General features: G+C 60.5%; 20 protein-coding genes and 1 pseudogene. 16 read left to right on the forward strand and 5 right to left on the reverse strand.

Going from position 1 to position 20,612, the window contains the following annotated elements:
• Positions 1–26 precede the first annotated feature (26 nt).
• The 10 genes from AC0L7P_RS22355 to AC0L7P_RS22400 are packed head-to-tail and all read left to right on the forward strand — an operon-like array spanning position 27 to position 8,678.
• The gene (locus tag AC0L7P_RS22355; RefSeq protein WP_473436327.1) at positions 27–1,298 is read left to right on the forward strand and encodes a TRAP transporter large permease; all 1,272 of its coding nucleotides are present in this window, start codon (positions 27–29) and stop codon (positions 1,296–1,298) included.
• Positions 1,298–2,236, forward strand: a complete 939-nt coding sequence (locus AC0L7P_RS22360) for a 3-hydroxyacyl-CoA dehydrogenase NAD-binding domain-containing protein (RefSeq protein WP_473436328.1) — start codon at positions 1,298–1,300, stop codon at positions 2,234–2,236. Before AC0L7P_RS22355 ends, AC0L7P_RS22360 begins: the two co-directional genes overlap by 1 nt.
• Positions 2,233–2,376, forward strand: coding sequence for a hypothetical protein (locus AC0L7P_RS22365; RefSeq protein WP_473436329.1), 144 nt, complete (start codon positions 2,233–2,235; stop codon positions 2,374–2,376). The genes AC0L7P_RS22360 and AC0L7P_RS22365 overlap by 4 nt, the downstream gene beginning before the upstream one ends.
• Positions 2,373–3,200: a TRAP transporter substrate-binding protein gene (locus AC0L7P_RS22370; protein WP_473436383.1), complete on the forward strand. Its 828-nt coding sequence runs from the start codon at positions 2,373–2,375 to the stop codon at positions 3,198–3,200. Before AC0L7P_RS22365 ends, AC0L7P_RS22370 begins: the two co-directional genes overlap by 4 nt.
• A gap of 55 nt (positions 3,201–3,255) precedes the next feature.
• Positions 3,256–4,113, forward strand: coding sequence for a VOC family protein (locus tag AC0L7P_RS22375; RefSeq protein ID WP_473436330.1), 858 nt, complete (start codon positions 3,256–3,258; stop codon positions 4,111–4,113).
• On the forward strand, positions 4,113–4,970 hold the full coding sequence (locus AC0L7P_RS22380) for a VOC family protein (protein WP_473436331.1): 858 nt from the start codon (positions 4,113–4,115) through the stop codon (positions 4,968–4,970). The genes AC0L7P_RS22375 and AC0L7P_RS22380 overlap by 1 nt, the downstream gene beginning before the upstream one ends.
• Before the next feature lie 5 nt (positions 4,971–4,975).
• Positions 4,976–5,653 (forward strand): class II aldolase/adducin family protein, encoded by a 678-nt coding sequence (locus AC0L7P_RS22385; RefSeq protein ID WP_473436332.1) that lies wholly within the window; start codon positions 4,976–4,978, stop codon positions 5,651–5,653.
• An 11-nt stretch (positions 5,654–5,664) separates the two neighbouring features.
• Positions 5,665–7,119 carry a 2-hydroxymuconic semialdehyde dehydrogenase gene (locus tag AC0L7P_RS22390; protein WP_473436333.1) on the forward strand — a complete coding sequence of 485 codons (1,455 nt, stop codon included), beginning with the start codon at positions 5,665–5,667 and terminating at the stop codon, positions 7,117–7,119.
• Positions 7,120–7,131: 12 nt separating this feature from the next.
• Positions 7,132–7,914: an FAA hydrolase family protein gene (locus AC0L7P_RS22395; protein WP_473436334.1), complete on the forward strand. Its 783-nt coding sequence runs from the start codon at positions 7,132–7,134 to the stop codon at positions 7,912–7,914.
• Positions 7,914–8,678 (forward strand): HpcH/HpaI aldolase family protein, encoded by a 765-nt coding sequence (locus AC0L7P_RS22400; protein ID WP_473436335.1) that lies wholly within the window; start codon positions 7,914–7,916, stop codon positions 8,676–8,678. Before AC0L7P_RS22395 ends, AC0L7P_RS22400 begins: the two co-directional genes overlap by 1 nt.
• A gap of 189 nt (positions 8,679–8,867) precedes the next feature.
• Here the strand turns inward: AC0L7P_RS22400 and AC0L7P_RS22405 are convergent, their stop codons facing one another.
• Positions 8,868–9,860, reverse strand: coding sequence for an IS30 family transposase (locus tag AC0L7P_RS22405; protein ID WP_473436336.1), 993 nt, complete (start codon positions 9,858–9,860; stop codon positions 8,868–8,870).
• A 141-nt stretch (positions 9,861–10,001) separates the two neighbouring features.
• Between AC0L7P_RS22405 and AC0L7P_RS22410 the strand changes: the two genes are divergently transcribed.
• The 6 genes from AC0L7P_RS22410 to AC0L7P_RS22435 all read left to right on the forward strand — a co-directional run bounded on the left by AC0L7P_RS22410 (position 10,002) and on the right by AC0L7P_RS22435 (position 16,645).
• A complete protein-coding gene (locus AC0L7P_RS22410; protein WP_473436337.1) occupies positions 10,002–10,223 on the forward strand; it encodes a LysR family transcriptional regulator in 222 nt (73 codons plus the stop codon).
• 45 nt (positions 10,224–10,268) lie between these two features.
• Complete coding sequence (locus AC0L7P_RS22415) at positions 10,269–10,907, forward strand: LysR substrate-binding domain-containing protein (protein WP_473436338.1); 639 nt, start codon at positions 10,269–10,271, stop codon at positions 10,905–10,907.
• 1,345 nt (positions 10,908–12,252) lie between these two features.
• Positions 12,253–12,924, forward strand: a complete 672-nt coding sequence (locus AC0L7P_RS22420; RefSeq protein ID WP_473436339.1) for an alpha/beta hydrolase family protein — start codon at positions 12,253–12,255, stop codon at positions 12,922–12,924.
• A 32-nt stretch (positions 12,925–12,956) separates the two neighbouring features.
• Complete coding sequence (locus AC0L7P_RS22425) at positions 12,957–14,549, forward strand: ABC transporter substrate-binding protein (protein ID WP_473436340.1); 1,593 nt, start codon at positions 12,957–12,959, stop codon at positions 14,547–14,549.
• A 69-nt stretch (positions 14,550–14,618) separates the two neighbouring features.
• Entirely contained in the window at positions 14,619–15,620 is a 1,002-nt protein-coding gene (locus AC0L7P_RS22430) for a serine hydrolase domain-containing protein (protein WP_473436341.1), read from the forward strand.
• Between the two features lie 101 nt (positions 15,621–15,721).
• Positions 15,722–16,645: a LysR family transcriptional regulator gene (locus tag AC0L7P_RS22435; protein WP_473436342.1), complete on the forward strand. Its 924-nt coding sequence runs from the start codon at positions 15,722–15,724 to the stop codon at positions 16,643–16,645.
• Here AC0L7P_RS22435 and AC0L7P_RS22440 read toward each other — a convergent pair.
• From AC0L7P_RS22440 to AC0L7P_RS22455, 4 genes and pseudogenes are all read right to left on the reverse strand, one after another.
• A complete protein-coding gene (locus AC0L7P_RS22440; protein ID WP_473436384.1) occupies positions 16,642–17,310 on the reverse strand; it encodes an MmgE/PrpD family protein in 669 nt (222 codons plus the stop codon). The two genes, AC0L7P_RS22435 and AC0L7P_RS22440, sit on opposite strands and share 4 nt — an antisense overlap.
• Before the next feature lie 33 nt (positions 17,311–17,343).
• Positions 17,344–18,011: pseudogene (locus tag AC0L7P_RS22445) on the reverse strand (MmgE/PrpD family protein); the annotation flags it as partial.
• Positions 18,008–18,799: an ABC transporter ATP-binding protein gene (locus tag AC0L7P_RS22450; RefSeq protein ID WP_473436343.1), complete on the reverse strand. Its 792-nt coding sequence runs from the start codon at positions 18,797–18,799 to the stop codon at positions 18,008–18,010. The pseudogene AC0L7P_RS22445 and the gene AC0L7P_RS22450, both read right to left, overlap by 4 nt.
• Before the next feature lie 16 nt (positions 18,800–18,815).
• Entirely contained in the window at positions 18,816–20,597 is a 1,782-nt protein-coding gene (locus AC0L7P_RS22455) for a dipeptide/oligopeptide/nickel ABC transporter permease/ATP-binding protein (RefSeq protein ID WP_473436344.1), read from the reverse strand.
• Positions 20,598–20,612: the final 15 nt, after the last annotated feature.

A 20,612-nucleotide genomic window follows, 5' to 3' on the forward strand; every position in this document is an offset into this window, starting at 1 on the left:
ACTGGCCCACCCCGGAGAGACACCCAATGATCGCCGCAGGCAGTTTTATCGCATTTCTGGCGGCCGGAGTGCCGATTTCATTCGCCCTGATCTTTCTGGCGCTGGTTTATATCGCGGTCACCGGAAACTGGATTCTGCTGCAATCCTTTCCCCAACAGTTTTTCGGCGGAATGGAAAACTATGGGCTGCTGGCGCTGCCTCTGTTTATCCTGCTGGGTGAGTTCATGAATGCGGGGGGTATCGGGCGGCGACTGATGGCGCTGGCCCTGTCGGTGTTGGGGCAGATGCGCGGCGGGCTGGCCTATGTGAACCTGATCGCAAACATGATGATGGCGTCGATCCTCGGGTCCACCGTGGCGCAGATCACCATCATGTCACGCATCGCCATCCCCGAGATGGAGCGCGCGGGTTACCCCAGAGATGTCAGTGCGGCCATCACCGCAGCGGGCGGTTTGCTGGCGCCGATTATCCCGCCATCGATGATGTTCATCATCTTTGGGGTGATCGCGCAACTGCCCATCGGAGACCTGTTCATCGCCGGGATCGTGCCGGGGGTGATGATGTTTGCCGGGTTCATCCTTGTGGTGATCGCCCTGGGGCGCAAACACAGATTTCCGGCCACACCGCCAATGCCGCTTCGCGCGCGGGCACAGGCGGTTTGGGGCGCGCTGCCTGCGGCGCTGATCCCGGTTCTGATCGTCGGCTCGATCCTTGGGGGATATGCCACCCCGACTGAATCGGCCGCCATTGCTGCCGCTGCCGCGGCGTTCATCGGCCTGTTTGTCTACCGCGAGATGACCTGGAAACAGATCCTGCCGGCCTTTGTCAGCGCTGGACGCGGATCGGCGGTGGTGTTGTTCCTGATCGCTGCGGCGCAGATATTCAGCTGGGTCATCACCTTCGAAAACCTGCCCGCGATGGTGGCCGCCTGGATGCAAGGCCTGACGGCCTCGCCGGTGCTGTTCCTTCTGATGCTGAATGTTCTGTTGCTGTTGCTGGGGATGATCATTGACCCGATCCCGGCCATCATCCTGATCGTGCCGGTGTTTCTGCCTGTTGCAATCGGGGTTTATGGCATCGACCCGTTTCAGTTCGGCGTCATCGTTTGCCTGAACCTGACATTGGGTCTTCTGACACCACCGGTCGGAACGGGGCTGTTTACCGCCGCATTGATGAGCGGCGTCAAGGCCGAGCGTATCGCCCTGCTTATCCTGCCGTTCCTGTTGACCATTGCGGTTGTCTTGATCCTGCTGGCGTTCTTTCCGTCGCTTTCCATTGCCCTGAAGGATGCGCTTTGATGGCACGGATCCTTGTCATCGGGGGCGGTTTGATCGGCTGTGGCTGGGCGGCGGCTTTTGCCGGGGCAGGGCATGATGTTGCCGTGTCTGACCCCGATCCCGATGTTTCAGAGCGCCTTGCCCGGACGTGGCAGGCGGCACAGCCTGTGATGGCCGCCCTTGAGACATTGCACGATCAGGTGCGCGCCCCGATCCACGTGCGGGATGCCGCAGATGCCGCCCGGCCCGATTTCGTGCAAGAGGCATTGCCCGAGGATCTGGCCCTGAAACAGCGCGCCCTTGGTGCGATTGAACCCCTGCTGGACGCGGCAACGCCAATTGCCTCGTCGTCCTCGGGGTTTACCCCTGACATGATCGCAGATGGACTGGCGCACCCGGATCGGGTGTTCATCGCCCATCCCTGCAATCCGCCCTATCTGATGCCGACTGTTGAACTGGTGGGCCACGCCGCGACCTGCCCAAAGATTCTGGACCGGGCCGGGGCGCTTTATTCGGCCATGGGCAAAACGGTTCTGCCCATGACCAAACCGATGCCCGGGCATCTGGTGAACCGGCTGCAATTCGCCCTTTGGCGCGAAGCGGTGCATCTGGTGGGCAGCGGGGCCGCCACCATGGCGGATGTGGAACGCGCCGTGACCGAAGGCCTGGCGCCGCGCTGGTGCCTGATGGGGCCGGGAGGCGTGTTTCATCTGTCGGGCGGCGCGGCGGGCATGGCGGGGTATATTTCGGCGCTTGGCCCTGCAACCGAGGCGATGTGGGCCGATCTTGGCACCCCCGATCTTGGTGCTTCGGCGCAGGCTTTGCTGTCTGGCATCACGCAGACAGACCCGCGCCCCGTGACCACACTTGGCGATGCGCGCGATGCGGCTTTGCCCATGGTCATGCGGGCGCTGAAACCTATCAGGACACGTTACAACCAACAGGGAGAAGAGACATGAAAAGATTGCATAAACTGGCCCTGGGCCTGGCCGCACTGGCACTGCCCCACAGCGCATTGGCCGAGGATTACCGCCTTGGCCTGATCACGCCGCCCCCCACCAGTGGACCATTTCCGCCACCGAAGCCGCCGCCGAAATAAAGGAAAAGACCGACGGGCGCGTGAATATCCTGATTTTCCCCTCGGGGCAGTTGGGCAACGAGGCGCAGATGCTGCAACAATTGCAGACGGGCGCGATGGATTTCGCGTTCTTCACCCTGGCCGAGTTTTCCAACCGCGACCCCAATTATGGCATCTTCCTTGCGCCCTATCTGGTTGATGATGTCGCCGGTGCGCGTGCGTTGCTGAAGGGAAAGACGGCGAAAAAGCTGTTGGATAACATGGCCGATTTCGGCCTTGTCGGGTTTGGCTGGGGCATGGCAGGCATGCGGATGATCCTGACCGGCCCCAAGGTGGACACGGTCGAGGATCTGAAGGGGATGAAAATCCGCACTGTGCCCTTTGCGCCGGAACTCGCCTTCTGGAAAACACTGGGTGCCGCGCCGACACCCATGCCGCTGCCCGCGCTTTATGATGCCTTTGCCAACGGTCAGATCGACGGGATGCAGATTGATGTGGAAGGTACCTGGAACACCAAATATTACGAACATGCCAAGTCGATCATCATTTCCAACCACATGATGTTTCCCATGGCCGCCATCGGTTCGGGGCGCAAATGGCAGGGCATCGACGCGGCTGATCGCGAAATCATCGACGCCGTATTTGCCCGCAAGCTGGACGAACTGGTTGCGAGCTATGGTGACATCGACGCCAAATACAAGGCTGATCTGGAAACCACCGATGTGCCGGTCACCACGGTGGGGCGCGCATGGTTCGGTCCCGCGATCGACGCATGGTACGCAGAGTGGCGCGAAAAGGCACCGATGCTGGTCGAGCTGGAAGCCGAAGCCGAAACCATCAAGTAATGCACAATGGGCCGGGCGGCTTCTGCCCGGCCCCGCCAAGCAGGAGTTTCCCATCATGTCCGCCCTTTACCGTGATCTGCGCTATCTGCGCCTGAGTGTGCCCAATCTGGAAAGTGCCGCCGCATATGGGCAGGACGTTCTTGGCCTGACCCTTGAGGATCAGACCGGGGACGCGCTTTATTTTCGCTCGGATGCGCGCAATCACACCCTTTGTCTGACCAGCGAGGATGCGCCGGCAACCGTTGCATTTACCGTGGGGGAAAAGGCCGCTCTGGAGGCCGCCTTCAGCCGGATCGCAGAGGCCGGGTTTTCGCCCGACTGGCTGAGTGGGGAAGCCTGTGCAAAGCGCCAGATCAAGGCGGGCCTGAGCGTGCGTGCCCCCAACGGGGTGATGGTGGATGTGATCTGGCGGCCGCTGACCTCGGGGTGGCCATTTCACGGGCCGCGCCCCACGGGGATCACCGGGTTGCAGGCGGTGCAACTGGCCTGCACCGACGTACAGGCAAACGAGGATTTCTGGACCAGGGCCATCGGCGGCACGGTGTCCGATTGGGTGGGGCAGGGGGCGTTCATCAACATTGACGGCGCCCATCACCGGATAGCGCTTTACCCCTCGGATCGCGATGGCGTGCTGGGCGTGACATTCGGGGTGGAAAACACCGATCACGTGATGCGCAACTGGTACTTCCTTCAGGCGCGTCAGCTTCCCATTGCCCATGGACCGGGGTTGCAACCCACATCGGGGGCGCAATTCGTTTCAACCCGGGGGATTGGTGACATCCTTTATTCCTATGCCACGCCCATGGATGCGCCCACACCGACCGGCCCGCGCCAGTTTCCCGATGAGGCATCAAGCCACTGCGCCTGGGGATCGCCCAGCACGATGGCGGAATTCAACGGAGGATCAGAGTGATGATCGAACTCAAGGATGTTGTTTATTGCCGCCTTGGCACCACCGATCTGGCGGGTGCGGAATGGTATGCCACGAATATTCTGGGGCTGGAGGTGTCGGGCCGTCGTCCCGGGGCGCTTTATTTCAAATCCGACAACCGCCAGCATACGCTGTGTTATTTCGAAGGCGACCCGGCGGATCAGACAACGGCGTTTGAAATCGGCTCGGCCGAGGATCTGAACCGCGCCGGTGTCACGCTCGACCGGCTTGGCCACCGGGTGCATTACGGCACCCGCGAGGAATGCGAACTGCGCCATGTCATGGCGTTCATCGGGTTCAACGATCCCATGGGCAACCAGATCGAATTCGTGCTGCGCCCGGACACCACCGCCCACGCCTATCATGGGACGCGCGACGCGGGCATCACCGGATTCAGCCACGTGGGCCTGTGTTCGAACAATCTGGAACGCGACGAGGCCTTCTGGACCCAGGTGTGCAATGCCCGCGTTTCCGACCGGATCGGCGATGCGCCTTTGTTGCGGCTTGGGACAATCCACCATTCGATTGCTTTGTTTCCCTATCACAAACCCGGCATTCAGCACATCAACCATCAGGTGGGCGGCTCTGACGACATTCAGCGCAGCTTCAACTTTGTGCGCGAAAATCAGGTGAATGTGACATTCGGGCCGGGCCGGCATCCGACATCATCGGCCGAATTCCTGTATTTCACCGGCCCCGAAGGCATGACCTTTGAATATTCCAGCGGCGTTGTTGAAATTCACGACGAACCCCTGTGGCGCAATCGCCAGTTTCACTTTGAGCCCAAGGGGTTTTGCAAATGGGGATCGGCGCCCAATATCGCCGCGTTCAAGGAGTGAGCGCCATGGAGGATCTTGCACGCCTCACCCGGATTGCCGCCCGCGCCCTTGGCCGGGCCGGGTTGGTTCATGCCTATGGGCATTGCTCGGCGCGGCTGGATGATCGGCGCTTTCTTGTTTGCCCCTCGGTGCCCATGGAACACGTTCGCGTCGGGCAACCCTGCCCCGAGGTTCCCGTTGATGGAGCCTTGCCCGGTGGTGTTCTGGGCGAAGTGCGCCTGCATCAGCAGATTTACGCCCGCCGCCCCGGCGCGGGCGGTGTGGTGCGGTTCATGGGTCCAAACATGATGACGCTGGCTGCCCTTGGGCGCGTGCCGGAAATGCGCCACGGGTTTGGCACCTATTTTGCGCCGCGTGTCGGGTTTTGGGATGATATCCAACTGGTGCGCGATGATCGGCGCGCCGCCGGTGTCATCGACGCCATGGGCGACAGTGCCGGTGTGATGATGCGGGGCAATGGCGCGGTGGTGGCGGGCGCAACCCTGCCCGAAGCGGTGGGCCTTGCCTGGTATCTGGAGGACATGTGCCGGGTTGAGATGGCCGCGCTTTCGGCAGGGCAGGGCAACGCGCCATCGATCACACCAACGCAGGCACAGGAACGCGCCACCCGTCAGGGGCGCATTTTCGAACGGATGTGGGATTACCTGAGCTATGGCGACCCCGAGTTGCCGCAGCCGAACTAGAGGGCAGAGAATTGCAGGATATACTTAACTTTATCGACGGTGAATTTGTTGCCGGGTCCGGTGGCGACTTTGTCAGCCATTTCCCCACAACCGGCGAAGCCTATGCCAATGTATCGGCTGCGGGAAAGGCCGAAGTCGACAGCGCCGTCGGTGCCGCCCGTGCCGCGCTGAAAGGGCCATGGAGCCGGATGAGCGTGGCCGAACGGGTGGGCCTGTTGCACAAGCTGGCCGATGGCATCAACGCGCGGTTTGATGAATTTCTGGCCGCTGAAATCCGCGATACCGGCAAACCGCGCAGCATTGCCAGCCATATCGACATTCCGCGCGGGGCGGCGAATTTCAAGGTGTTCGCCGAACAGATTCTGACCGCCTCGACCGAAACATTCGAGATGGACACGCCCGATGGCAAAGGCGCGCTGAATTATGCCCTGCGCGGGCCGCGCGGCGTGATTGCCGTGGTCTGTCCGTGGAACCTGCCGCTGTTGTTGATGACATGGAAGGTCGCGCCCGCGCTGGCCTGTGGCAACACCGTGGTTGTGAAACCTTCCGAGGAAACCCCCGCCACCGCCACATTGCTGGGCGAGGTGATGAACGAGGTCGGCATTCCGCGCGGTGTTTACAACGTGGTGCATGGATTCGGCCCCGGTGCCGCAGGCGAATTTCTGACCAATCATCCCGATGTGGATGGCATAACCTTTACCGGCGAAACCCGCACCGGCGAAGCAATCATGAAGGCGGCGGCCAACGGCGTGCGCCCCGTCAGCCTTGAGTTGGGCGGCAAGAACGCAGGCATCATCTTTGACGATGCCAATCTTGACGCCACGCTTGAGGGGATCGGGCGCGCCTGTTTTGCCAATACCGGGCAGGTGTGTCTGGCGACCGAGCGGCTTTATGTTCAGCGCGGGATTTATGAGCAGGTCTGCGAGGCGCTGGCGGCAAAGGCCCGTGGTTACACACTGGGCGATCCGTTTGACGATGCCACGACAATGGGCACGGTGATTTCCGCCGAACACCGGGAAAAGGTTCTGTCCTATTACGAAAAGGCCCGTGCGGGTGGCGCCGACATTCTGGCCGGGGGCGGGGTGCCCGATGTGCGCGGCTTTGAGGGCGGCTATTGGGTTGAGCCAACCGTCTGGACCGGCCTGCCGGAGGATCACCCGGTGGTGAGCGAAGAAATTTTCGGCCCCTGCACCCATATCCGCCCCTTTGACAGCGAGGAAGAAGGCATCGCGCTGGCCAATAATTCGCCCTATGGGTTGGCCACCACCATCTGGACGACCGATCTTGGCACGGCCCACCGCGCCGCCAGGCAGATCGAGGTTGGGATCACCTGGGTCAACTGCTGGTTCCTGCGCGATCTGCGCACCCCCTTCGGCGGGTCGAAATCCAGTGGGATTGGGCGTGAAGGCGGCGTGCATTCCCTCGAATTCTATTCCGAATTGCGCAACGTGTGTATCAAGCTTTGAAGGACAAGACCCATGCTGAGTGACCAAGACCGCCAAACCTGTGTTGACGGATTGCTGGAAAGCCACCGAACCAAGGTTCAGGGGCGGCGCCCGTCGGAAATGTTTCCCGATATCGAAATCGCCGACAGCTATGCCATTTCCAGCGCCGTGGCCGCGGCCAGGGAAAAAGAGGGGCGCAAGATTGTCGGTCACAAGATCGGCCTGACCTCAAAGGCGATGCAGGCCGCCTCAAAGATCGATGAGCCGGATTACGGTTATCTGTTTGACGATCTGGTGTTGCAGGACGGGGCCAAGGTCCGGTTTGAGGATTTCTGCGTGCCGCGCGTTGAACCGGAACTGACGTTCATTCTGAAAGAACCGCTGAGGGGGCCGAATATCGGGTTGATCGACGTGATGCGCGCCACCGAATGGGTGGTGCCATCCATTGAAATCATTGATGCGCGCGTCACCGAACCCCGCAGAATTTTCGATACCGTGGCCGATAATGGCGCCGCCGCCGGGATCGTCCTTGGCGGGCGTCCGGTCAGGCCCGAAGACGTTGATCTGCGCTGGGTCGGGGCGGCGTTCTATCGCAACAGCCAGATCGAGGAAACCGGCCTTGCCTGTGGTGTTCTGGGGCATCCGGCCATGGCCATCGCCTGGCTTGCCAATAAACTGGCGCCCTTCGGCACCGTTCTTGAGCCGGGCCATATGATGCTGTCGGGCAGTTTCACCCGCCCGGTCTGGGCCGAAAAGGGCGATACGCTGCACGCCGATTTCGGGCCTCTTGGCTCTGTTGCAGTGCAGTTCGTCTGATGCGCGCCCCGGTAAATGAGTTCAAGCGCCGCCTGCTGGCAGGTGAGCCGCTTGACGGATTGTGGATGTCGCTGACCAGCCCGGTCGCCGCCGAGGCATTGGGCCTTTTGGGTTTTGATTGGCTGTTGTTTGACACCGAACATGCGCCTGTCGATCTGGCACAGGTGCAACCCCTGTTGCAGGCGGCATCGGCGGGGGCGTCCAACCTTGTGGTGCGTCCGGCCTGGAACGACAAGGTTCTGATCAAACGGGCGCTGGACATCGGGGCGCAGACCCTGCTGATCCCGTTCGTGCAAACCCCCGAGGAAGCGGCAGCCGCCGTCACCGCGACCCGCTATCCGCCCCATGGCATTCGCGGTGTGGCAGGGGGCACCCGCGCCAGCCGGTTTGGCCTGGCCAAGGATTATTTTGAACAGGCCGACGCGCAGATTGCGGTTCTGGTGCAGGTCGAAACCGTCGATGCCCTGTCCCGGCTTGAGGACATCGCAGCGGTGCCAGGGGTGGATGGCGTTTTCATCGGTCCATCGGATCTGGCGGCCAGCTTTGGCCATCTTGGCAACCCGGGCCACGATGATGTGCAGAACGCCCTGAAATCCGCCGTGGCACGGCTAAAGGCCGTGGGAACCCCGGCCGGGATTCTGGCCACAAACAGCGCCGATGCCCGGCGGTATCGTGATTGGGGTTATGCCTTTGTTTCAGGTGCCGTCGATCTGGGTGTTCTGCTGAAAGGCGCGGCAACCGTGCTTGAGGAAATGCGCGCATAAGTCCGCCGCCATGGCCAGCCGGGCGCACCCTGGCCGGTCATGGCGGCAAGGCCATCAGGCCTGAAACAGCGCGACCCCTGCATGGAAGGCACAGCCATAGGGAATGGCCTTGTCGTTGAAATCATAGTCGGAATTATGCAGGGAATGGGTATCACCTTGGATTCTCAAGTGTCGTTGCGACGGTTTCCGCTATCTCAGTTTCATCAGTTCTTCCCTGAAGGCTTCCGTTGGTGTGCGCCAGCCAAGACACTTTCTGGGCGTGCCGTTCAAGCGATCACAAATCGACTTCATATCTCGATTTGAGAGCGCGGCCACAGGCGCATCCCGTGGTAAGTAGCGTCTTGCCCGCTTGTTCAGATTTTCAACCGAACCCTTCTGCCAAGGTGCCTGTGGATCACAGAACCAAGCTTCTGTTCCGATCCCTGGCTTCAGCTTGCGCCAGTTCCTAAACTCGATCCCACGATCGAATGTGATGGATTTGCGGGCCGGTTGGGGCAGGGGTTCCATCACGCCCATGAGTCGGTTCATCAGCTGTGTTGTGCTGCGGTCGTTGTTGCGGAACAGGACGGCAAAGCGAGTCTTGCGCTCGACCAGTGAGGCGACGTTCATCTTGCCTTGAGCGCGTTCAAAGATCATCAAATCACCCTCCCATTCGCCAAAAGTCTGGCGGGGGTCAACGTAATCAGGCCGTTCATGGATTGACCGATCCGGCGGGAATACAAGGCCACGGGGCCTACGCGAATGGTGCGGGCGCCGTTTTTTACGTCGGTTTGGCAGGTAGCGTGCAAGTTCTCTGGACTGGCCATCAGGACCGTAAACATAGGCGTAGATCGTCTCGTGGCTGACACGCACGGTTTGACCTTCAAATTGCAGTCGGCCCGCAATCTGTTCCGGCGACCAACCTTCTTTGAGCTGCTTGATCACGGCTTTGCGCAGGCCAACAAGCCGCACCAGCTTGCGCCGTCGCACACGTCTTTGGATCGCAGTCCGCTGCGCAACCACGCCGTAGTATCCGTTCAGTTCCGGCAGTTCCTCATCGGTGTAGCCATTGCGCTTGATATCTCGATACACCGTCGAAACATGCCTGCCGATCTCCGCCGCGATCTCTCGCACAGGGATCTTCGCATTCAACATATCTTCAATCGTGCGCCGTTCGCGCAGGTTTAGCTCTCTATGCGCCATCTTTCATTCTCCTTGCTTTCCAGCAAGATAGGGGAAATTTCGCAACCCAGTTTAGAATGTGCCCCGGGTGCATTTTAATTCGCTGTAAGATACATTATGTAAAATTTTCGGCCAAACCCGGTATCAGCCTATGAAAGAACGATGATGAACGGTTTCAGCTATAAACAACTGCGCTATATCGTTGCCGTTGCCACCGAAGGGTCGATCATTGCCGCCTCGCAGAAACTGGATATTTCGGTATCCAGCATTCGCGAAGCATTGAGCAAAGCCGAAGCCAAGGTGGGTACGGCGTTGTTTGTCCGCTCTGTTGCCAAGGGAATGCGCCTGACAGAGGAAGGCACGCGGTTCGTCGGCTATGCCTAACCCCTGTTCGAAGCCCATGAAGCCTTTGAAAGAAGCGCTGCTGGGGTGGCCCGCGCCGAAAATCGTGAAATCACCATCGGCGTTCTGGCCAATGCCAGCGCCGGCAGCATACCGCAACTGATTGCCGAACTTGAACGGCGCAAAACCGCCAGCGCCTATCGGATCGTCGAGATGGATTCTGAATCTCTGGTGGACGCGGTGCGCACAAGCAAGCTGTTGGTCGGCCTTGGTTTCAATGATTTCCTGCATTCATCGCTGACGTTTATCACGTTACGCCGGGCGCGGGTACACGTGGGCCTGTCATGGAAACACCCCTTGGCCACAGCCAAACATCTGACCCTTCATGATATTGCCGATGAGCCATATATTTCCCTGAATTTTCCCGGCGCGCGGGCCTATTACAGCGGATTGTTCGATCACTACGGCATCAGGCCACACACCCGCTTTACGGTGGATTCGACTGTCATGGTCCAGAAACTGGTGGAATACGGGTTTGGATACGCGACGTTCAACATGGCGCCTGCGGATTCTCAAGTGGCCCGTGATACGATTGCGCGCGTTCCGCTTGTGACGGATTACTGGAGCCCGGCTTTTAAGATGTTTTTCAAAACCGAATCCGGCCGCCTGCGCCAGATCGAGGAAATAAAAGCGGCTGCACAGGCGGCATGGAACCCATTGGCCTGATCTTGTGCCTTGCGGGTGAAACATCGCCAAACGCGTCTGGCCTGCGCGCAAGCCCGCCACGCCGCCTCGCAGAGCGGCGGGTTATGCCGAATCTGACTTGAATGTTTCCAAACAATTATTGGAACTCCGGCTGCGGATGGGGCTCAATTCCCGTGACGTGCCCCTGATCACGCCAAAACCAGGAGCCCCTGATGCACAACGAACCCCTTTTCGATCAATCCATGGCTGACTTGATGTCCCTGCCCGAGGCCAGTGGTGAATCGCTGTCCTGCGATGGCGGGGTGCTGGCCTATTTGTCCAATGAAGGCGGGTTGAACCAGATCCGGGTCTGTCCGATGCAGAACGGTCGTCCGGCTGGTCCGCCACGGCAGATCACCGACCTGTCCGAACGTGTGGTCAGCCTGGCCTTTGCGCCAATGGGGCGTGATCTGATCTTTACCACCGATTGCGGCATGGACGAGCGGCACCAGATATGGCTGATCCCCGATGTGGACAGCGATGCCAATGGCGCCCCCCGCCCCCTGACCCATGCGCCGGGCCGGGTGCATGTCTGGGGATGCTGGGCGCCCGATGCGACGCGCATCGCCTTTGCCAGCAATCAGCGCGACGCGCGGATCATGGATATCTACCTGCTGGATCTGGCCAGCACGGAACAGGAATGCGTCTGGCAGGGCCAGGGTTATTGCGAACCGCTCAGCTTTGCGGGCGACGGGCGGCTTTTGATCCGCGACTCCTGTCGTTCGATGCTGGATCAGGATCTGCTCTGGCTTGATCCTGACAGCGGTCAGGCCACCCCCGCCCTGCCCCATGACGGCCCGGTTCAGTATCTCTCGGCAAAGCTTGATGCTGACGGACAGGGCGGTGTGGTCCTGAGCGATCAGGGCAGTGACCTGCCGCGCCCGTGCCGCGCCGATTTCGTGGCGCAAACCCTGACCCCGCTGCACGAGGTGCCCGGGTGGGGAATCGAAAGGATCGCCCTGTCACCAGCGCGCGATCGTCTGGCCTGTGTGGTCAACCGCGAAGGGCTGGACCGGATCGAGGTTCTGGATATCGCCAACGGCGCCGTTGCCGATCTGGGCGCCCCCGGCGCGGGCATGATCACCTCGCTGGCCTATTGCGACGAGGGGCGCGGGCTGATCTTTGGGTTTGCCGGGCCGTCGCGCCCTGCGGGCCTCTGGGGCTGGAGCGAAACAACGGGGTTTGCCGCGTTTGATTTGCAGGGCCCCTGTCCGCTTGACCCCGCCCAATGCGCCCCCGAGGTGCAGCGGTTTGACAGTTTTGACGGGCTTTCGGTGCCCTATTTTCTCTATACGCCCCCGGAACCGCGCCCGAGGTCGGCTGGCCCGTGCTGTTTCTGGTTCACGGCGGGCCGGAATCCCAGTGGAAGGCCCAGTTCCGCCCCGATATCCTGTATTATCTTCAGCGGGGTATCATGGTTGTGGCCCCGAATGTGCGGGGATCATCCGGGTATGGGCGCCGGTTCTGTGCCGCCGATGACCGGGAAAAACGCATGGACGCGGTCAACGATCTGTTGGCGCTGCGCGATCATATTGCCGCTCGCCCCGATACCGATGATGCCCGCATCGCCGTTGCCGGCCAAAGCTATGGCGGGTTTATGGTTCTGGCCGCCATGACGCAGGCCCCCGAAAAATGGCGCTGTGGCATCGATATTTACGGCGTTTCCAACTTTACCACGATGATGATGACGACAGGGCCATGGCGGCAAGTGCTGCGCGCCGCCGAATACGGCGATCCGGTAACCGATGCCACCCTGTTGCGCGACATTTCACCGATGACCCATATGGCCCGCCTGTCTGCGCCCCTTTTGATCGTTCACGCAACCGATGATCCGCGGGTGCCGATCGAACAGGGCGAACAGGTTCACGCGGCCCTGCGCGGGCGCGATCACCCGGTGGAATATCTGCGCATCGAACACGAAGGCCACGGGTTTTCGCGGCGCGCGAACCGCACCCGTGTTTTCGAAACAGTCGCTGATTTTCTCGCGCGGCGACTCTGAAAAAACGTTCAACAACCAACAGGAGGTTCAACATGAACGCGAAACCTATGCTGATGACTGGCGTGCTTTGCGCCCTGCTCGGCACGACAGCACAGGCGGCAACCCCCGACAGCGCGCTGGTCATCGCCTATAACATTGACGCGATTTCCAGCTTCGATCCCGCACAGGTGGCCGAGGTGGTCACGGACGAAATCATCATGGGCGCCTGCGATGCCCTGGTGAATTATGATCCCGAGGATGAATCCAGCTATGTTCCGGCTCTGGCCGAAAGCTGGGATGTCTCCGAAGATGGTCTGAGCATCACCTTCCATCTGCGCGATGATATCGTTTTCCCCGATGGCACCCCCGGCACAGCGGGTGATCTGGCCTGGTCCATGCAGCGTGTGATGAAGCTGGGCTATGGCAACTCGGCCCAGCTCAGCCAATATGGGTTCACTGCTGAAGGTATCGACGATCAGATCACCGCCCCCGATGACAAGACCGTGGTGCTGAAGCTGGACAAACCGTACCCCAGCAACCTGATCCTTGGAAATATCGCCGCCAACCGTGTTGCGCTGATGCTGAACCGCAAGGTGATCGAGGCCAACGAGGTGGATGGCGATCTGGGCAACGCCTATTTGCAGGACAAGACGGCCTGCGTCGGCCCCTATCAGCTGCGCCAATGGAACCCCAGCGAAAGCGTGCTTCTCGAAGCCAATGAAAATTACAACGGTGAACCGGCGAACCTGCCCCGCGTGCTGTTCCGCCATGTGGCAGAGCCGGGCACCCAGCGTCTTTTGGTGGAAAAGGGCGATGTGGATATCGCGCTCAACCTGACCGCCGAAGATCTGACCGCCCTGGAAGATGTCGATGGGGTCGATGTGATCCGCGCCCTGAAACCATCGCTTTTCTATATGGGCTTCAACAACACCACCGAACCGTTCGACAACCCCAAGGTGCGTCTGGCGATGCGTTACCTGATTGATTATCAGGGTCTTGCCGATACCGTGATGCAGGGTGTGGGCGTGCCGCGCGCCTCGTTCGTGCAGCTTGGCGCCTTTGGCGCCCTGGACGAAAAGGAAGGTCAACCCTTCTCGGTGGACGTGGACAAGGCCAAGGCGCTTTTGGCCGAGGCAGGTTATCCTGATGGCTTTGAGGCGTCGCTGATCATCGGATCGCACCCCTATGGCAACCCGATCGCGCAATCGATACAGGAAACCGCCTCAAAGGCCGGGATCAAGCTGAACATCGAACGGATGGCCAATGCGCAATTGTATGCGCGCAACCGCGCCCGCGATTTTCAGGCGGCTTTGCTGGGGTTCAAGACCAACATCCCTGATGCCCATGGGATGGCATCGCGCTTTGTTCAGAACCCCGACAACGATATCGAGGCGAAGCTGACCCAGTATCCTTCCTGGCGTTCGGGTTATTTCGACGAAAAGATGAACGCCCGTGTCGATGAGGCCCTGTTCGAGCGTGACCCCAAAAAGCGCGCCGACCTGTATCACCAGCTTCAGCGCGACATGATGGAAAACGGGCCTATGGCCTATATCATGCAGACCATGAACGCCGCCGCCAAGCGCGAGACGCTCAAGAATTGGACCTGGAACGGCTTCCGCATGTATTACCGAAAGGCCTCCAAGTAAGTCTCACCACGACAATGCCGGGTCCGCCGTTCGGGCGGGCCCGGTGCGAAACAGGAAAAAGGACACGCCGTGACAACAGGTATCGACAGCAATCCGGGCACCGCATGGGACACCCACGACAGCCCAGAATCCGCCGGTTGGTCGGCCGCAGGCGTGGCAGAACTGCGCCGGGTGATTGCCGGACAGAACAGCGATTGCGTTCTGGTGGCTCAGGGCGGGCGCATTGTCTTTACCCACGGCGATATCACTCATAAATATCTCTGCCATTCGATCCGCAAAAGCATTCTGGCCACGATGATCGGCGAAGATGTTACAGCGGGCACCATCGACCTTGGCGCGACAATGGCCAGCCTTGGCATCGACGATCACGATCCGCTCAGCAAGGTCGAACGCGCCGCCACGGTGCATGATCTGTTGATGGCACGCTCGGGCATCTATCACCCTGCCGGGTATGAAACCGAATGGATGCAGCTGATCAAAGAAAAACGCCACAGCCACGCCCCCGGCACATTCTGGTGCTATAACAACTGGGATTTCAACGCGCTTGGCACAATATTCACCCAACTGACCGGGCAAAGCGTTGCCGATGCCTTTGCCGCCCGTCTGGCCGCGCCCCTGGGGATGGAGGATTTCACGCTTGAGGGCGAAACGCCCGATGCATGGCTGGAGCATTTCGGCGTGTCGCGTCATCCTGCCTATCCGCTGCGCCTGTCCAGCCGCGATCTGGCGCGTTTTGGTCAGCTTTTCCTGCAGAACGGGCGCTGGTCGGGGCAGATGGTGCTGCCTGACGACTGGGCCGAGGAAAACGTGCGGCCCTATTCCCACGCCGGGCATCGCGGTGCATATGGGTATTGCTGGTGGCTGGAACGTGACGGCGTGTTCATCCCCGGTGTGCGCACCCCCGCCGGATCATATGCGGCACAGGGCGCGGGCGGGCACTACTGCATGGTCATTCCAGAATTCGATATGGTGGTGGTGCATCGTGTCGATACCGACCAAAAGGGCCGACATATAACAAAGCACGAATTTGGCTATTTTCTCAAGGCGTTACTGGCTGCAGCGCAGGATTGACAAGCGGCGGACCGCCGGATTGCCGGCGCTCTTTCCTTGACAGCTTTTCGGAATAACATTCTGATGGGCACCCCAATGCCCATCGGAACTGGAACGCTGCCATGGTCCTTAAACTTCTCGAAGATTTCGTATGTCTCAGCGAAGTGCGAAACTTTTCCCGTGCGGCAGAGATTCAGAATATCACCCAGTCAACTCTATCGAAACGCATTCGCAACCTTGAACATTGGGCCGGGGCGCAACTGGTTGATCGGTCCAGTTACCCGGTGCAACTGACCGCCGAAGGGCGGGTCATGATGCGTCAGGCCAGCCATCTGGTCGAACAGATGCACAATATGCGCTCGAACATCCGCGGGCTGTCCAAGGTTTCGCACGATCATATCGGCATTCTGGCGTTACACACGCTGCGGCTTACGTTTCTGCCCGATTGGCTTAACCGGCTCGAGGCACGGATCGGCGGCAAGATCACCCAAGCTCCGATGCTGGTCAATGCCGCCTATCGCGACACCGTGCGCATGTTCCGCAATGAGGAAAGCGATCTGTTTCTCACCTATGTCCATTCCACCGTCAGACCCGGGCTCGATCTGAATGAGCTGGAATGTCTGACCCTTGGGACCGAACGCCTGTTGCCGGTCAGCGCGCCGGATGCTCAGGGCCGCCCTCTGCATGATCTCGACCGGGGCGATGTGGTGCGTTATCTAAGCTATGGCACGCAGAGTTTTTTCGCACAGGTTCTGACCCCTCTTTTGCAAGAGCGGCTGGTGGCAACGAATGTCGTCGCCTCCAATGCCATGTGCGTCAGTCTGCACTCGCTGGCCCAGGTCGGAATAGGAATGGTCTGGATTCCCGAAACCCTTGCCCGCGACGACCTGCGCACGGGGCGCCTTGTGATGGCCGGCAAGGATGATTGGATCATCGACACCGAAATTGCGATCTATCGCAAGAAAGGCCCACAGCGCCGGATACTGGAACGACTCTGGAGCGCCGCACGCGAAGAAATCGCCGCAACCGGCAAGTCCGTGGCCTAAGCAACCGGGGCCGGCTGCCGTGCCGGGGTCGTGACCAGCGCAGCCAGACCCGACAGATCAGGCAATGCGTCGATCCCGTTCAGCAAGGCCAGCCCCGGCGCATCCAGCGCCACCCCCGCATAATCGAAACAATCGCGCAGTTTTGCGATGCGGGTGTCCTCGTCCAGCGGGTCTTGCAGGCTGCCGCGCGCATTGGCCAGCTCGGCGCTCAACTCGCGCCCGTCAGCAAGCCGGATCAGCGCATGATGGGGCGGGCGTTTCACGGCTGTTTCCTGTTCCAACGGCATGATCTTCATTGAAATCCGGTCAAACAGCGCCCGCAGGTGCGGCCGCTCGACCGCAGCTGGGGTGAAATCGGACAGGGACAGGATATCCTGCGTCAGGGCCAGTGCGACGCAATATTGCATCGAGAACCGCGCCTCCATCGGCGTTGTCGGTTCGGGATAGGCCAGGTTGCGGTAATTCGCCCGTCCCACGCTCAGCACGATTTCGGCCACATCCGCAGGCGCAAACCCATGCTGGTGGCGCAGCGCCAGAACCATATCGACCGAATTGTGGGTCGATCCGCAGCAGGGGTGTATCTTGGGTATCAACCCATCGGTTTCAATGGCATGGGGCACGTCGCATGCGGGCAGGGTCCAGTCGGGCTCCTGTCCGCCGCTCATCAGATCGCCGAACCCCTGCGCGCGTTCCAGAATATCCTCGCGCCCGAACAACCCGGCCCCGGCCAGCAAAGCCGCCTCAACCGCATTGCGCGCCGCCATGCCCGCGTGAAAGGGTTTGGCCGGGGTGCCGAACTGGCCTTTCATCCCCGACGCCATGCTGACTGCCAGTGACATCGCCTGCACAATTCCTGCGCGGTCATGGCCCAGAATCGCGGCACAGCCAGCCGCGGTGCCGATCGCCCCGACGGTCGAGGTTCCGTGCCAGCCCGCCACGTAATGTTCCGGCGCAACCCCCTGCCGACCAGAGCCTGTGCCTCAAGGCCGGTGAGATAGGCGTCAACCAGTTGCGCGCCGCTTGCCTTTGCGGATTGCCCCAGCGCCAGCAATGCAGGCACCAGAACCGCCGAGGCGTGGCTCATCCCGGGGCCAAAATTATCATCGAAATCAAGAGCATGGGCCGCCGTTCCGTTCACCAACGCCGCTGTTGCGGCGGCCGCCGTTCCGCCCCCCACAAGGGCAGACCCCGCCCCGTGCTGGGCCGCAGTCGCCTGCCGTACGGCCAGGGTGGCCATATCGCCCTGCCCCGCGACCATACAGGCCAGAGTGTCGGCGATGGCATGCTCTGCGGCACGGCGGTTGGCGGCGGTTACCGGAACAGTACCCGCGGCACGGGTTGCAATTTTTTCAAGCAAGGTTGTCATGCGGATTTCTGTCCTGAATCTTTGTCCGAGCGAACCACCGCAGGTGCAGAGGCCGCCAGAAAATCGCGCGTATAGGTTTCTTTCACGTCGCCGCTGCGCAGTTGGGCCGGGGTCAGCTTTTCCAGAATCCGCCCGCCTTTCATGATCGCCAGATGGTCACACATATGGGCGATCACCGCGATATCGTGACTGACCATCAGATAGGTCAACCCCCGTTCACGCCGCAGCCGGTTGAGCAGATTCAGAATTTCGGCCTGTACCGACACATCCAGCGCCGAGGTGGGTTCATCGAGAAGGATCAGTTCGGGTTCGACGATCAGCGCCCGTGCGATCGCGATGCGCTGACGCTGGCCGCCGGAAAGTTCGTGGGGAAACCGAAACCGGAAGGTGGAATCAAGCCCGACATCCGTCAAAATGGCATCGATCCGTTCCTGTGCGCGGTCCATTTTCATGATCGTCAGGGTTTCGGCCAGAACCTGCTGCACCATCTTGCGCGGGTGCAACGATGCATAGGGATCCTGAAATACCATCTGCACCTTGCGAAAGAACGTCTTGATCCGGCGCCGCGGCAGGTCATCGCCTTCGAACAGCAAACTGCCGTCATAGTGGGGGTTCAACCCGGCCACGACCGACAGAATGGTCGATTTACCACAGCCCGATTCACCGATCAGCCCGTAACTTTCGCCCGGGGCAATGCGGAACCCTACCTGTTTCACGACTTCAATACGTGAGATGCCATGCCCGAAGCCGATGTTCAGGTCCGCCACCTCAAGTTTGGGAGTTTCCATTTTTGTCTCGTCCATTTCAGGCAACCGGTCCGTTGAGCCATGCCGGATCGCGTGTGGGCACGGCGAGTTCGTCACAGGGATTATCGAGCCGCGGCAGACTATCGAGCAGACCACGGGTATAGGGGTGTTGTGCCTTGCCCAATCCGGCCGCCGGCAGATCCTCAAGCACGCGACCGCTGTACATCACCAGCACCCGATCACAAAAATCCGCGACAAGGTTCAGATCGTGGCTGATGAAAATCAAACTGGCACCGGCGCGATCCACCAATTCCTGCAACACCGAAAGCACCTGCCGGCGCACGGTTACATCCAGCGCCGAGGTCGGTTCATCGGCGATGATGAGTTTGGGTTCGGCAATAAGCATCATGGCAATCATGATGCGCTGTCCCATCCCGCCCGAAACCTGATGTGGCAGAAGGTCGAAAACCCGCTCGGGGTCGCGGATGTGGACGCTTTCCAACATCTCCAGAGATCGGCTGTGCGCCACTGCGCGGCTGACGCGGTGATGCACGCGGTACGCCTCGGAAATCTGCTGCCCCACCCTCATCAGCGGGTTCAGCGAATATTTCGGGTCTTGCAGGATCATCGCGATATCGTTGCCACGCAGGCGCATCATTTGCCGTTCGCTGGCGTTCAACAGATCGGTTTTGCCAAACTGCATGCGTTCGGCAGTGATCCGGGCCGAGGGTGGTGACAAACGCATCAGCGCGCGGCCGGTCTGGCTTTTGCCCGACCCGGATTCACCGACAATGCCCAATTTCTCGGCCCCCAGATCAAAGGACACATCCCGCACCGCATGGGTGACACGATCATCCCCTTTGAAATGAATGTTGAGCTTGCGGACACTCAGGATCGGGTCTTCGATTGTGTGCATATCAGTCATGGCGGGGTCCAATACATCGCGCAGGCCATCACCCACGAGATTGAAAGCGATCGACGTCATCAGAATGGCCATGCCCGGCGCAGCGGCGACAAAGCCGTTCGACAGGATGAACTGACGCGCCGAAGACAGCATCGCGCCCCATTCCGGGCTGGGCGGTTGCGCCCCCAGACCAAGAAACCCGAGCCCGGCCGCCGACAGGATAATCGACGCCATGTTCAGGGTCACACGGGCGATAACCGAGGGAATGCACATGGGCATCACGTGGCGGGTGATAATCCGCATTGCCGAAGCGCCCTGCAACCGCACCACCGAGATATAATCCGTGCGCCGGATGATCATGGTTTCCGCCCGGGCCAGCCGCGCAATGGGCGGCCAGGCGGTCAGGGAAATGGCGATGATCGCATTGTTGATCCCCGGCCCCAGGGCCGAAACAAAGGCCAGCGCCAGAACCAGCGATGGAAAGGCCAGGAAAACTTCGGTCACGCGCATCAGGATCGTGTCGATCCAGCCGCCGAAATACCCCGACACCGTTCCGACGACCAACCCGACAGGTGCCGAAATGACCGCCGTAAGCCCGGCAATGTAAAGCGTGATCCGCGCCCCATACAGCAGCCGGGAATAAATGTCGCGGCCCAATTCATCGGTGCCGAACCAATGTTCCGCTGTGGGCAGCGCCAGGCGATTGCCAAGATCCTGCGCAAAAATGTCATGGGTCGCAAACAGCGGCGCGAAAATCGCTGCGATGACAATAACGAAAAGGATGGCAAGGCCCAGCAGGGCCGAACCGTTGCGCCGCAATTTGCGCCACATGCGCCAGCTTTGGTGCATCCGGGCCTGAAACGGCGTTGTGGGGTGCGGATCGGCCAGCCACAGGCGCAGCGAACCGGACCGGGAAGGCGTTGAAGTATCGGTCATGCAATGGCCCTTTCG

The sequence above is a fragment of the Oceaniglobus sp. K40-3 genome, assembly GCF_055808395.1.

What these genes read in the sequence shown, in the direction of transcription:
- AC0L7P_RS22375 (WP_473436330.1), top strand. Translation starts at nt 3,256, where the DNA reads ATGTCCGCCCTTTACCGTGATCTGCGCTATCTGCGCCTGAGTGTGCCC.
- AC0L7P_RS22435 (WP_473436342.1), top strand. Translation starts at nt 15,722, where the DNA reads ATGGTCCTTAAACTTCTCGAAGATTTCGTATGTCTCAGCGAAGTGCGA.
- AC0L7P_RS22410 (WP_473436337.1), top strand. Translation starts at nt 10,002, where the DNA reads ATGATGAACGGTTTCAGCTATAAACAACTGCGCTATATCGTTGCCGTT.
- AC0L7P_RS22455 (WP_473436344.1), bottom strand. Translation starts at nt 20,597, where the DNA reads ATGACCGATACTTCAACGCCTTCCCGGTCCGGTTCGCTGCGCCTGTGG.
- AC0L7P_RS22385 (WP_473436332.1), top strand. Translation starts at nt 4,976, where the DNA reads ATGGAGGATCTTGCACGCCTCACCCGGATTGCCGCCCGCGCCCTTGGC.
- AC0L7P_RS22400 (WP_473436335.1), top strand. Translation starts at nt 7,914, where the DNA reads ATGCGCGCCCCGGTAAATGAGTTCAAGCGCCGCCTGCTGGCAGGTGAG.
- AC0L7P_RS22440 (WP_473436384.1), bottom strand. Translation starts at nt 17,310, where the DNA reads ATGAGCGGCGGACAGGAGCCCGACTGGACCCTGCCCGCATGCGACGTG.
- AC0L7P_RS22360 (WP_473436328.1), top strand. Translation starts at nt 1,298, where the DNA reads ATGGCACGGATCCTTGTCATCGGGGGCGGTTTGATCGGCTGTGGCTGG.
- AC0L7P_RS22365 (WP_473436329.1), top strand. Translation starts at nt 2,233, where the DNA reads ATGAAAAGATTGCATAAACTGGCCCTGGGCCTGGCCGCACTGGCACTG.
- AC0L7P_RS22395 (WP_473436334.1), top strand. Translation starts at nt 7,132, where the DNA reads ATGCTGAGTGACCAAGACCGCCAAACCTGTGTTGACGGATTGCTGGAA.
- AC0L7P_RS22355 (WP_473436327.1), top strand. Translation starts at nt 27, where the DNA reads ATGATCGCCGCAGGCAGTTTTATCGCATTTCTGGCGGCCGGAGTGCCG.
- AC0L7P_RS22380 (WP_473436331.1), top strand. Translation starts at nt 4,113, where the DNA reads ATGATCGAACTCAAGGATGTTGTTTATTGCCGCCTTGGCACCACCGAT.
- AC0L7P_RS22450 (WP_473436343.1), bottom strand. Translation starts at nt 18,799, where the DNA reads ATGGAAACTCCCAAACTTGAGGTGGCGGACCTGAACATCGGCTTCGGG.
- AC0L7P_RS22405 (WP_473436336.1), bottom strand. Translation starts at nt 9,860, where the DNA reads ATGGCGCATAGAGAGCTAAACCTGCGCGAACGGCGCACGATTGAAGAT.
- AC0L7P_RS22425 (WP_473436340.1), top strand. Translation starts at nt 12,957, where the DNA reads ATGAACGCGAAACCTATGCTGATGACTGGCGTGCTTTGCGCCCTGCTC.